We start from the raw sequence: 13,288 nt of genomic DNA on the forward strand, positions 1-13,288 counted from the left end.
CACCTAAAAAAACTGGGTGAACTTGATCAAATAAATGATCAAAGTAGGGGTGAAGAGGCAGAGCCGGTGTTGATGGACACTGGGTCGATCACTGAAGAACGACATGCCAAGCTGACTGCGTTACGTAAGGCGGGAAATCCATTCCCCAACGATTTTCGCCGCGGTGATTTGTCATCGGATCTTCATCAACAATATGGCGAACATTCCAACGAGATGCTGGAAACGGCACCGAGACTCGTAAGCATTGCGGGGCGCATGGTATTAAAGCGAGTGATGGGCAAGGCAAGCTTCGCCACTATCCAGGACATGAGCGGACGCATCCAGCTCTACATCACCAATGATGTTACCGGGGCGGAGGCACACGAAGCGTTCAAACACTACGACCTCGGCGATATACTGGGTGCTCAGGGCACGCTCTTCAAAACCCGGACTGGCGAACTTTCGGTGCGCGTCACCCATCTGCGCTTGCTGACCAAGTCCTTGCGCCCCCTGCCGGAGAAATTCCATGGACTGACCGACCAGGAACAGAAATACCGCCAGCGTTATCTCGACCTGATTACCAACGAAAATACTCGCAAGGTGTTTATTACGCGCTCCAGGATCATCCAGGCCATTCGCGAATTCTTTGTCGCGGATGGCTATCTGGAAGTGGAGACACCGATGATGCACCCCATCCCCGGTGGCGCGACAGCACGTCCATTTGTCACTTATCACAATACGCTGGATATGCAATTGTATCTCCGCATCGCGCCCGAACTGTATTTGAAGCGCCTGGTCGTGGGTGGAATGGAAAAAGTATTTGAGATAAATCGCAATTTCCGTAACGAAGGAATATCTACCCGTCATAATCCGGAATTCACTATGCTGGAATTCTATGAAGCGTACCAGGATCACACTTACTTGATGAATTTCACCGAAACCATGCTGCGGGAGGTCGCGTCGAAAGTCTTGGGTACTACCAAGGTAACCTATCAGGAACGGGAAATCGATCTTGCACAGCCATTTGAGCGGCTCAGCATCGTTCAGGCTATCCGGAAATTCCAACCGGAATATACCGATGGTCAACTCAATGACCGGGCGTTCCTGATCGACAAGTTGCAGACACTTGGCATCACTCCCAAACCGGAAGACGGAATCGGTGGCTTGCAGCTATCGTTATTCGACGAAACCACCGAGCATTTATTGTTCGAGCCGATTTTTATCATTGATTACCCGGCGGAGGTCTCACCCCTCGCCCGGCGCAACGATCTCAACCCCACGATAACCGACCGATTCGAGCTTTATATCGCGGGACGCGAAATAGCCAACGGCTTTTCCGAACTGAACGACCCGGAAGACCAGGCGGCACGTTTCCGGGAACAGGCGAGCGCCAAGGAAGCAGGCAACTCCGAGGCCATGCACTACGACGCCGATTATATCCGCGCGTTGGAATACGGTCTGCCACCCACCGCAGGTGAAGGCATCGGCATAGACCGTCTGGTAATGCTTTTCACCGATAGCCCGAGCATTCGAGATGTGATTATGTTCCCGCAACTACGTCGGGAAGATTGAAAACGTAGCAAAATTCTTTCATACCCCGCTGAGGTTCGGACCATAGCGGCATAAAGGCACTCCGGCCGTCAAGCGGGGTGCGGAACTGGGGAGCGGAGTCGGAGGCTCTCAAGGTTCGTCGCAATAACCATTATCCTGAAACCAGTTCATCGCATCTTCAAGCGCCTCCACCGCGGGCCGATGACGATACCCCAACACCCGTTCTGCCTTTTCGCTGGAGTAAAACATCATTTTTTTTGCCATGCGCAAACTGTCCACCGTCGCACGCGGCTCAACATTTGTCACCATTGCCATTTTTTCCATCAGCCAGGCAGCAGGTAGAATCAACTTGACAGGAATATTGAATCGTTTTGTCTGCTTGCCTCCAATCTCATCGATTGCCTGTAGTATTTGCAGTAAAGTCATATTTTCACCACCCAGGATATAACGCTCCCCGGGTTTTCCATGCGCGTGAGCCAGCAGATGGCCATATGCGATGTCATCGGCATGAGCGACGTTCAAACCGGTATTTACATACGCCGGCATCCGCCCACATAAGGTGTCAACCACGATACGTCCTGTCGGCGTGGGTTTGATGTCACGCGGCCCTATCGGCGTTGATGGATTGACAATAACCAGCGGCAGCTTATATTCATCGGTAATCCGTTGAACAACCTGTTCCGCCATGAATTTTGACCGCTTGTAGTGCCCGGTCATCGACCCAAGACTGGAGGGCGTGTCTTCGGTGGCGGAGGTGCCATCCTGATGCACTCCCAGCGTTGCCACGCTGCTGGTGTATATCATGCGTTTGATACCGGCTTCCGCTGCCGCGAGTATCAGCGCCTCCGTCCCTTTTACATTGATGTCATACATGGTTTCGGGATTCGGCACCCATAGGCGGTAATCTGCGGCAACATGAAACAAACTATCGCAACCAGTGACCGCGCGCTTCAATGATGGGGCGGAACGTAAATCACCTTCGGAAATTTCAACGGGCAATTTATGAAGATTTCTCCGGTCACTTCCTGGTCTGACCAGGCACCGCACTTCATGACCAGCGTCCAGTAAACAACGCGCGACCGCCGAACCAACAAATCCATTTGCGCCTGTAACCAATGATTTCATCATGCTCAACCTTTCTTCAGGCCCTGTGTTGATACAAAGCGCTTATAAGCGATTCGAACTCGTATTGTTGTGATCCTCCATACTGCTCACACTTGATTCGGCTTTATAATTGGCTAATAAGGGCGTGTATCGAACACTCAACGTTATGACACAGGGTAAACCGGAACAATCGGCGCATATGAACGATTGGGCCCGGAATAGGTACCGTTGCTCGCCGGTCAAGTGTGGCGCGTTGCAAGGTGCTTCTCCACATCTTCTCTGCTAAAACCCAACGCGGCAGCCACACGATCGGCATGGCTTACCCGAGACACACCTGAAACCAACCGATAAGTCGGGCCTTGAGGCAAAAATTCACCCTGCAGATAACGGCCAATTCCTTTGTTCTGCAAACGTTCGCATAGCTCGTGATTGTGGGTAACAAGTAATGTGCTTGCTCCAAGCTTATGAAAGCCTGCAAGGACATATTCGGAAAGCTCCGTCTTTTCCTCGAACGTTGTTCCTTCCGAAAGCTCATCCAGTACGACGAGACTGCGCGCTGTGGAACTGAAGAATATCTCGCGTGTACGCTTCAATTCATGGCCGAAGCGGCCCATCCCCTCATCCAATCGGCCCGGATCCGGTACCTGGTAGAAAATATGCTCTACGAGTACCAGCTGTGCGGTAGCCGCTGGGATGTAACAGCCGATCTGGCCCAATAGCTGAATCTGGACGATGGTTTTACAATAGGCTGTCTTACCTCCGCTATTGGGTCCCGTGATAACCAATAGCCGTCCTGTATCATCAAGCAGTATATCGTTCGGCACATAATCTGGATTAGCTCCGGCAAGCAGCGGATTTCTCGCTTCCGTAACGTTGAGAGAATGCCGGTCGCATTCCAGTATCTCCGGCAGTACCATCTTGCCGCCAAAAACCAACGAGTAATGATAAAAGGATAAGATCTCGTCAATCATACCCAATGCATCCAGCGCGCGCGCCAATTCGGAACTCTGCCTGAATAGCTTGCGCAATGGATAGATGACGGAATCGCGATCGGATGCCGCAATGGCAATCAGGAGGATAGGCAGAACCGGCACTGCCAGCACGAGAATTCCATATCCCAGATAAGCAATGCCGAAACTGGCGAGCATACCCTGGAAGAAATAAAGCGCTGCGCCAAGGACTGCTAATATTACCAGCATCGGCAGCAGCTTTATAATCGATGGGGTAAAGCGGGGAACGGGTAAATAACGCGGCTTCTCCTCCCGCGTCATGAATTTTCCCTCCCTGGGATAAATCGGCCCACGCATCAGGGAGTAAACACGAGAGGCTCCGAAGTCGCGAATGACAGTAAACAAATCTCGCAGGTATGGGCTCTGCGGCTGTGGCAACGTATTCATCGCCTCAACCAGATCGACCACAAAGCCGGTACCATCGACAAACTGATGGTAACCGTAACCGCTGAATTCCATCTCATCTTTGCCGCCTCTGGAATTATCGATAGCGAGACCACCCATAAAGGTACCGTAGAGTAATTGATAAAGCGAGCGCTCTCCCGGCGCTACTCCTTTCAAGAACTGCTGAAGCGTTTCCCGCAAACTGGAATTTGACTCAAGCTCACGCAACGCTTCCTGCTTTTTTTGAGCCAGGACAGAGTCGGTCGCCGGCCGCGCCAGCGACCGGTAAAGTACCGATTGCCCGACATGCGTAACCGCGTGATTGCAAGAATCGAATAACTGATTGATTTCGATCGCGTCAAACGTCTTTGCATCCAGAACACCTTTATCAGCATCTGTTGGACGCGTGTCCCGCACGCCCGCCAGCCGCTCGCCGCTGGCAAGGATGGGCGACTGATTCCAACAGGGATCAGAGGTGGCAGGATCGTTCATGGTAGGTCTTAGGAATCTCTGAATAAATCTGGTAGACAAAATCAGATTGATCAAGTAACTTCCCACAAGGTCGCAGCGTCATCCACTATTGAGGATGGGATTCTTCGGACTGCCCTCCTTATCCCGCACTCTTTGCTCTGGGTTCATCCAAATCCAACACTTGGATTGCAATGGGGAATTATCCTGAATCCGGCAGCCTGTCTGCTCATTTATCAGTATAAGATTATGCTTAGTAAATAATATCCCCGCCATTTGATTCCCATCTAAAAGATGAAAGTCAAATAATACGGAATATTGTTATTAATCATAATACTAATCTATTAAATGAGCGGTCAACCCCGAATTGGGGATTATTGAACACGAGACACGGAACTTGGATCTTGCTGGTGGGAAGAGGAAACACCGATAGCACTTCTTCTTATCGACAACGACTCATTTATCTGTCTCAAATCTTCCTCATCCAGTTCACCTGCTTCCGCCTCCAATCTCAACTTGGACATAAGAAAATTGTAACGCGCCTGGGCGAGATCTCGCAGCGCAGAATAGTGCAATTGCTGCGCATTCAATACATCCACTTCTGTTCTGACACCCACTTCCTGCCCGAGTTTGGTGGAATCCACCTGGCTTTGGCTGGAGGTTACCGCCTGGCGTAACGCTTTCACCTGCGCAATGCCGTTGGTAACATTAAGGTACTGCTGGCTCACTTGAAGTACGCTGTTGCGCCGGGTGTTGTTCAGATCCTGGAATACCTTTTCCTGAGTAGCCAGAGCCTCGCGCACACGCGATTGCACCGCAAAACCCTGGAATATCGGGAAACTGAGCTGAACCCCGATTTCTTTTGAAGTCAGGTCAATTGGCCGGCCGGTAACTGTTCCGCCAACACCTTTTTGGTCACTGTATAGCGCGACCAGGTCAAGGGTCGGATAGTGTCCCGCCTTGGCTCGTTCCACATCCTGTTTTGCGATTTCATACACCGATTGCTGAACTTTCAGTGCAAGATTGTTCTGTTCGGCCACATTGATCCAATCCTGCATGCTTCCATACTTCAGGTTGAGCAAATCGGAAGAATTCTCAGTTGGACGTACGAGATTGTCAGGCAAGCGGCCGATAATCTGTTGCAGTGCGCGTTTTCGAAATTCCAGATCGCTCAGCATGGCAATCTCCTGCGAGAGAGCCAAATCAAACCGCGCCTGGGCTTCGTGGGTATCGACGATGGTCGCTGTTCCGACTTGGAAGTTGCGCTTGGCCTGTGCGAGCTGCTCTCCAATGGCTTTCTTCTGGGCTACCGCCACCTCCACATTTATCAGCGCCAGTTGAATGTCGAAATAAGCCTGAGCCACGCGCAGGATCAGATCCTGGGCTGCAATGATGAACTGGGAATCCGCTTGCGCGACCTGAATCTTGGATTGTTCATAGATTACAAAATTTTCCTTGCGATAAAGCGGCTGGGTCGCCGTGATCGTTACACTGGTATTGTCGATGATAACTTCGGACGGCCTAACGACTCCGGGGACAGTCGCCCCGCCGACACTCTGGATATCGATATATTGCCTCCGGCGCACACCCGCGAGCGTGATGGTCGGGAGCAATCCTGCCCGTCCCTGCGGCAATTTCTCCTGGGCTGCAAGGTGCGCGGCACGCGCGGCGCTATATTGCGCATCCTGCTCCAGCGCCTCACGATAAATTTCCATCAGGTCACTGGCGTGGAGCGGAGTATGAAAAACCGCGCCGGCAATCAATAACGCATAAATATATTGCGAAATTTTCACTTTGATCCAGAGTGCCTTATTCTGCCGGGAGAAGAAAAGCATCATCCGATTGAACCTGGCTAATAGGTCTGTCAGGCGAGCACGCAATTCGCGGGGTTGATCTGGAAGATCAAAATGTGAATCTCGCCGGCTGCTTTGCGTTTTTTAGCGGAGCAATGCAAGTTTCGAACAGACCCACCGTGTTGTACGCGCCTGTTTTCTCTCCTTGCGCCACACAAGTGACGAGCAGTGCCTGCATCACCGGTGCATCCCCTACCACTGCGAATAACCGCCCGCCAGTTTTGAGGCTTTGCTGAAATGCCTCCGGTAAAACCGGAGTGGAGCCGGTCAGTACGATGACATCATAAGGCCCATGCTCGGACCAGCCACAGGCAGCATCACCCAATTCCACCGTCACGTTGCCAATCTCATGGGCTTGAAGATTTTTCTCCGCCATGGCTTTCAGTTCCGGCACAATTTCCACGCTGTAGACGTATTCTCCTTTCTTTGCCAGCAGGGCGGAAAGGTAGCCGCTGCCGCTGCCGACTTCCAGAATCCTGTCCGTTTTTTTTACCTGGAGCTCCTGCAAGATGCGCGCCTCGAGCTTGGGAGCAAGCATCACTTCGCCGTATCCCAGCGGGATCTCCATATCGACAAACGCAAGGGAACGGTATGCCGCGGGGACAAATTCCTCACGCCGCAACTCAAACAATAATTTAAGAACTTCCTGATCCAGCACATCCCAGGGACGAATTTGCTGTTCCACCATATTAAACCGGATTTGTTCGAGATCCATGTCCAACCTTATATAAATTGTCATCACAGACTTGCAATTATTCCACATTTCCATTAGCTTCACAGCAGCAGCTAGGGGTCCGGTTCCGGAATCATCCGGTAAACCGGTGAGAGAGTCCCTTAACACCTGATACGGGTAATGCCGCCGTAGGGAAGCTGGGATTAGCCGTCCCGCTCGTTTATGGCACCTGAAGACTTAAAGGAGCGTACTATGAATGCAACAGTTTTAAACCCCGCCCAATTCCCTTCTCCGTTTTCAAGCAAGACCGCCCATGTCGATGAAGGAGCGGTCAAGCCTTTGCCTCAATCCCGCAAAGTTTATGTGCAAGGGTCCCGCCCGGATATTCAGGTACCGATGCGAGAAATCAGTCAATCCGATACGCCCGCCAATATGGGCACGGAGGAGAATCCCCCGATTTATGTCTATGATACCTCCGGCCCCTACACCGATCCGGCGGCAAAAATAGATATCCGTTCCGGCTTGCCGCCGTTACGCGAGAAATGGATAGACGCACGTAACGACACGGAAGTTCTCTCCGGCCCCGCTTCCGCCTATGGCAGGCAACGTCTGGCCGATCCCCAGCTGGCGGAAATGCGCTTCGATCTGAAGCGCCAGCCGCGTTGCGGCAGGACAGGAGCGAACGTAACACAAATGCACTATGCCCGTCGCGGCATTATCACGCCGGAAATGGAATACGTCGCCATACGAGAAAATCAGCGTTGCGAACATCTTGTTGCTCAGCGCCGGGAACTGCTTACACGCCAGCATCCGGGACATGATTTTGGCGCACTCCTGCCCCAGCATATCACACCGGAATTCGTACGTGACGAAGTGGCCCGGGGCCGCGCCATCATCCCTGTCAACATTAACCATCCTGAATCCGAACCGATGATCATCGGGCGCAATTTTCTGGTGAAGATTAATGCGAATATCGGCAACTCCGCGCTGGGCTCGAGCATCCAGGAGGAAGTCGAGAAAATGACCTGGGCTATTCGCTGGGGCGGTGACACGGTTATGGATCTTTCCACCGGAAAGAATATCCACGAAACGCGTGAATGGATCATCCGTAACAGCCCAGTCCCCATTGGCACAGTCCCGATTTATCAGGCATTGGAAAAAGTGAATGGCAAGGCGGAAGATCTTACATGGGAAATTTTTCGTGACACCTTGATCGAACAGGCGGAACAGGGCGTAGACTACTTCACCATCCACGCGGGTGTGCGGCTTGCCTATGTTCCAATGACGGCAAAACGCTTGACCGGCATTGTTTCACGAGGTGGCTCGATCATGGCAAAGTGGTGTCTCGCACATCACCGGGAAAGTTTTCTGTATACCCGCTTCGAGGAAATCTGCGAAATCATGAAGGCTTATGACGTCAGTTTCTCTCTGGGGGATGGTCTGCGTCCAGGTTCTATCTACGATGCCAATGATGAGGCCCAGTTTGCGGAACTGGAAACCCTCGGTGAATTAACCCAGGTTGCGTGGAAGCATGACGTGCAGGTAATGATCGAGGGACCTGGCCACGTACCGATGCATCTCATCAAGGAAAACATGGATTTGCAATTGAAGCATTGTGCCGAGGCGCCTTTCTATACATTGGGCCCGCTCACCACAGACATCGCGCCAGGCTATGATCACATTACATCCGCGATCGGCGCCGCCATGATCGGCTGGTATGGCACGGCGATGCTATGTTACGTCACACCCAAGGAACACCTTGGCCTGCCGGACAAGGACGATGTCAAGGACGGCATCATTACTTACAAAATTGCCGCTCACGCGGCAGACTTGGCAAAAGGACACCCCGGTGCGCAGATTCGCGATAATGCATTGTCCAAAGCTCGTTTCGAGTTTCGTTGGAATGATCAATTCAATCTTGGCCTCGATCCTGACAAAGCAAAACAATTTCACGACGAAACCCTGCCGCAGGAAGGTGCCAAACTTGCGCATTTCTGTTCGATGTGCGGACCCCATTTCTGCTCGATGAAAATAACCCAGGATGTGCGGGATTACGCGGCCACTCAGGGAGTCAGTGAAAACCAGGCGCTCGAAAAAGGCATGGAAGAGAAGGCCATCGAATTTGTAACAAAAGGGGCGGAAATCTATAACAAGATATAATTCTAAATCCGGCAATTGACCGCTCATTTCAGTTTAAGGCTATGATCCATGAAAAGCGGTCTGCGCCGGGTGGTCTTCATCCTTTTGGTAGGGTCGGCACGAGACGGAGTGCATGGTTTCTGCGGGCACAGGGCTGCTTCGCAGTTCCTTGGAATGGAATGATCATTCCGCGTCGCTGCGCCTTGCCCTTTGCTCCCCGAAACCATGCGCCCCACTCCCGTTCAACTGTTGGATTTAGGATAATTTCTCACAGTGCATATATTTGATTTTTAAGAGAGATAGCTTTGAAAAGAAAAATCGTGATAGATAGACTCCATCGGATACTTCCATTGTCTAGCAGCACTCTGACTTGCTTATGCTTACGCGTGATTATCCGGCGTCAAATGCTTTTCCCCGGATAATCACCGCATGGATTGGCTTCTGCTCTTCAAGGCTTTGATCCTCGGCGTCGTCGAGGGCTTGACCGAATTCCTACCGATATCCTCCACCGGCCACCTGATTCTGGTCAGTGATCTGCTCGACTTCAATGATGAGAAGGGCAAAGTATTCGCGATTGTGATTCAGCTAGGCGCGATATTGGCGGTATGCTGGGAATACCGCATCAAGATTGGCGGCGTGGTGATGAATATCGGCTCCAGCGAGGATGCGAATCGCTTCGTGTTGAATCTTTTCATCGCATTCCTACCCGCGGCGATTCTGGGTCTTTTGTTCATCAAAACGATCAAGCAATATCTGTTTCATCCGGTGCCGGTGGCAATGGCATTTATCATCGGGGGAATTTTGATTCTGTGGGCCGAACGCAGAAAGCATGTGATAGAGGTCGATCGGGTGGAAAACATGGATTGGAAGCATGCCTTGAAGGTGGGATTGATGCAGTGCCTCGCGCTGATACCCGGCACGTCACGCTCCGGCGCAACCATTATTGGCGGTCTTTTTTTTGGCTTGTCACGCAAGGCGGCTACCGAGTTCTCCTTTTTTCTGGCGATACCCATCATGTTCGCAGCCACTTTCTATGATGTCTACAAACATCGCGACATACTGCAGTTCGACGATATCGGCGTATTCGTAGTGGGGTTTGTGGCCTCGTTCATTAGCGCCTTATTGGCGGTACGGGGATTGTTACGTTTTATCAGCCATCATGACTTCACCGTATTTGCATGGTATCGCATTGGATTTGGGATCATTGTGCTTCTCACGGCTTATTCCGGAGTAGTCAAATGGTCAGCAGCTTAGCGGCCTGGCGGACTTGAAAAATCGAAGCCCAAAAAGTGAGCGCGGATAGATTCTGAATCATGGTTCCATTGGCCGGGGAAGCGGCAAAATATGGAACGGCCAGATACTTTGCAGGCGACTCCTTTACAGGATGTTGAAAAACCCCGCAATCCCATGCTAATGGTATGTGGATAGGCCAGAAGAATTTCATGCCGAGCGCCCCTGTCACGTTGGAAGAGCGTTCCGCGAGGACTTTCGCTGAAAAAGCGCAAGGCGAAGGATGGATCGAGCTCGCTTAGCGTATACGTAGTATCAGTTCATTGCTCCAAACTTCGGTCGACCCGAGAGCATAAAGACATCGCACATAAAGCGTGGTGGCGTTGCCGATCTGGAAATAATCTCGGAGATCGAATGGTCCGTAGGGTATATCGATCTCCCCAGGAGCTAATGCAACGTCGAAATTCTTTCGGCGTTCGATGTCGCTACCGAATGCTGCGCGCGTCTCCTGACCTAAAGCTGTCAGGGGTAGCGCAGCTCGCATCGCATTCTCGACGACCAACTTATGGTCCGGCCAGAAACCTGAGTGCGCCACGATTTTCGTTCGCTTTCCGGTATTCCTGATATGAAAGCGTACAAGAATCGGTTCCCCATAGCGGAACTCGGCTTTGTCGCTCACGAGCGATGCGCTCAACCCCTCGATCTCGTTTCCCCAGCCGACCGCGGTTTGCGTATTTTCGGTATTCACGCTATGCACGCGATTATGAGAGGAGGAGTAAGAATATTCACCCACTGCCTTGATGAATCCGTCGTACCCGCTCACGTTGCTCAAGAAAAAGCTCATCGCGGCAGAGGCGCCCGCAAGACGCCGAGGGGTGGTCATGGCGGATGTTCAGTTGGCCCACATGAACCGGCGGCGAGACAAGAAAAATAACGTGCTTAGGCCAACCGCGAATAGGAGAGCGGGGGACGGTTCAGGGACCGCTGTCACGGTGTAACCCCAACTCCAGCCATCACGGATCATGGCTGTCTGTCTCGCGGCGTCGAAGGTTGCCAGGTAAGTCTCGAAAGAGACCGTGCGGTGGAATGGAATGGATACCACTCTGCTGCTCGGGCTATCCTCGAACGTCATGTTGGCAGCCGTACTATGCGCGGCGTGCTCAAGCTCGGTGTAATACCAAGGTAGTCTGGCCCCGGCAGGATCATCATTTGGGAATGGATCGATATGGCTCACGAGAGCACCGCCAGCCCCCGTGTTGTCAGTAAACAAATTAATGAATCGTAGATTTGCAATCGCAGGGTCGGCAGCCGCACGGGCAAAGGTCGCCCGCATATCGGCACCTCCACGCGGCGTGTCAAAACCAACGCGCGGTTCAGCCACATAATCCCGAGCGTCGTACTCATTGATAGTCAGGGTTCCATTTAAGGCAGCCCCGGCTACGGCCGTCCAACCAGGAAATTGGGCCGGTGCTTCGGCGGCGAACCGGGTAAAGATCGTGGATCCCATTGCTGGCGGCGCCAGATGCGTGACGTTTGCTGGATTCAATGTCACATTTCCGCTGGCGCCAGGAGGGAGGTTTCCCAAGGGATCAGTCAGGTCGTAAGCCGTCCCGCGCGGCGGCACTATGGTAATGTCGGCAAAGGCTAACCCTGCTGATGAAACACTGAGAATGGCAACGGTCACAATACGGACGCAAGGTCCGCAGCGATTTTTCTGAAGCATGGCAACTCCTCTTTGTCTGGTTGCAGCCCAAGGGCGGTGCCGCGATGCCTCTCACGAGGCTACCATCCCTCTATTGAGCAGATACCTAATTAGGTGTATGTGGGTACTGAGGAAACGATGTATGCCACCGCTTTTTTATAGGACATGGAATTTTAAATAGCAAGCAAGCTATCATCCCAATGATCGGTAGGGGGCGCACAAGTGATCTGTCCGCTTTTATGCCACCCTAAAAGAAAGGGGAACATGAAGCGGGCAGAATGGTTCCGGGTGATTTCGAAGACGAGATTTAAAAGTCCAGCAGACTGCTGGATGTAAAAGACGGAAGTGTTACCGATTTTATTCGTTGCGGACTCCCGGCTTAACCCTGCACCCAGGGTAACCCTGCGGCCTTCCAGCCACCTTTGGTGCCACGATGCCCTGTCGCATCCTTGTCGCCTTCGAAGCCTTCAAGAATATTGTAGCAATTTGCGTAACCCTCGCCGGTGGCGGTCGCTGCGGCCTGATGCGAGCGCCCCCCACTACGGCAGATAAACATCGCCAGCGATTCCTTATCTACCTGGCTTGAGAGATAATTGAGGAAATCCGGATTGGTTCGCATGCCTGGATAGGACTGCCATTCAATTTCAATCGCGCCCGGAATTCTCCCTACCCAATCCCATTCGGCCCGGGAACGGACATCCACTAATCTGGCACCGGGAGCTTCCTGTAACAGCGTCAATGCTTCAGCGGGCAGCAATGCGCCTTCGTATGGCAAATTCATTTCCCTGGCGCGCTGCTGCGCCCTTTCAAGTATCGCGGCGATGGTTTCCATATGAGCTTCAGATAGCAATGATTGAAAAATGTAATGTTATTCCTTTTTGCGACAGGTGTTTAATAAAAACCTACTTCGCAACAAACTCTCCATGTAGCGTGCATTAATAATTTGAAAATACCCTTTGGCATAATGTTTGCCTCGTTTGAAGTAATGATGGCGTTCGTACTGATATAATTCCTGTTTTTTTGATTGCGCTGTAATGACTTATTTTTATCATATAACTGAATTCCAGGTTTGGAGAGAAAAATGGCGGTAGTGGATGTTCTTAAAATGATCCAGGACAACGAAGTCAAATTCGTTGATCTGCGTTTTACCGATACCCGCGGCAAGGAACAGCACGTGACGCTTCCGGCCCATGCC

General features: G+C 51.9%; 10 protein-coding genes and 1 riboswitch. Of the genes, 3 read left to right on the top strand and 7 right to left on the bottom strand.

All coding sequences use genetic code 11. The annotated features are described in order from the left end of the window. Nucleotides 1–72 precede the first annotated feature (72 nt). The gene (gene lysS / locus SQ11_RS04120) at nucleotides 73–1,551 is read left to right on the top strand and encodes a lysine--tRNA ligase (protein ID WP_041512906.1); all 1,479 of its coding nucleotides are present in this window, start codon (nucleotides 73–75) and stop codon (nucleotides 1,549–1,551) included. A gap of 108 nt (nucleotides 1,552–1,659) precedes the next feature. On the opposite strand, the gene hpnA is transcribed toward lysS, so the two are convergent. From hpnA to SQ11_RS04140, 4 genes are all read right to left on the bottom strand, one after another. Further along, a complete protein-coding gene (hpnA, locus tag SQ11_RS04125) occupies nucleotides 1,660–2,658 on the bottom strand; it encodes a hopanoid-associated sugar epimerase (RefSeq protein ID WP_232297881.1) in 999 nt (332 codons plus the stop codon). A 215-nt stretch (nucleotides 2,659–2,873) separates the two neighbouring features. Beyond that, nucleotides 2,874–4,520: a DNA mismatch repair protein MutS gene (locus SQ11_RS04130; protein WP_041512907.1), complete on the bottom strand. Its 1,647-nt coding sequence runs from the start codon at nucleotides 4,518–4,520 to the stop codon at nucleotides 2,874–2,876. 350 nt (nucleotides 4,521–4,870) lie between these two features. After that, entirely contained in the window at nucleotides 4,871–6,289 is a 1,419-nt protein-coding gene (locus SQ11_RS04135) for a TolC family outer membrane protein (RefSeq protein ID WP_052493981.1), read from the bottom strand. A 109-nt stretch (nucleotides 6,290–6,398) separates the two neighbouring features. Next, nucleotides 6,399–7,064, bottom strand: coding sequence for a protein-L-isoaspartate O-methyltransferase (locus tag SQ11_RS04140; protein WP_041512909.1), 666 nt, complete (start codon nucleotides 7,062–7,064; stop codon nucleotides 6,399–6,401). A 63-nt stretch (nucleotides 7,065–7,127) separates the two neighbouring features. Further along, nucleotides 7,128–7,234, top strand: a riboswitch (TPP riboswitch). Between the two features lie 40 nt (nucleotides 7,235–7,274). On the opposite strand from SQ11_RS04140, the gene thiC reads away from it, so the two are divergent. Both thiC and SQ11_RS04150 read left to right on the top strand, forming a co-directional pair. Further along, complete coding sequence (thiC, locus tag SQ11_RS04145; RefSeq protein WP_041512838.1) at nucleotides 7,275–9,182, top strand: phosphomethylpyrimidine synthase ThiC; 1,908 nt, start codon at nucleotides 7,275–7,277, stop codon at nucleotides 9,180–9,182. A 408-nt stretch (nucleotides 9,183–9,590) separates the two neighbouring features. After that, nucleotides 9,591–10,415 (top strand): undecaprenyl-diphosphate phosphatase, encoded by an 825-nt coding sequence (locus tag SQ11_RS04150; protein ID WP_041512839.1) that lies wholly within the window; start codon nucleotides 9,591–9,593, stop codon nucleotides 10,413–10,415. A 274-nt stretch (nucleotides 10,416–10,689) separates the two neighbouring features. Here the strand turns inward: SQ11_RS04150 and SQ11_RS04155 are convergent, their stop codons facing one another. The 3 genes from SQ11_RS04155 to SQ11_RS04165 all read right to left on the bottom strand — a co-directional run bounded on the left by SQ11_RS04155 (nucleotide 10,690) and on the right by SQ11_RS04165 (nucleotide 12,925). Continuing rightward, entirely contained in the window at nucleotides 10,690–11,274 is a 585-nt protein-coding gene (locus tag SQ11_RS04155; RefSeq protein WP_041512840.1) for a hypothetical protein, read from the bottom strand. Nucleotides 11,275–11,283: 9 nt separating this feature from the next. Further along, entirely contained in the window at nucleotides 11,284–12,114 is an 831-nt protein-coding gene (locus tag SQ11_RS04160; protein ID WP_041512841.1) for a PEP-CTERM sorting domain-containing protein, read from the bottom strand. Between the two features lie 358 nt (nucleotides 12,115–12,472). Beyond that, entirely contained in the window at nucleotides 12,473–12,925 is a 453-nt protein-coding gene (locus SQ11_RS04165) for a rhodanese-like domain-containing protein (RefSeq protein WP_041512842.1), read from the bottom strand. Nucleotides 12,926–13,288 lie beyond the last annotated feature (363 nt).

This window comes from Nitrosospira sp. NpAV (genome assembly GCF_000832065.1).
Taxonomy (GTDB): Bacteria; Pseudomonadota; Gammaproteobacteria; order Burkholderiales; family Nitrosomonadaceae; genus Nitrosospira.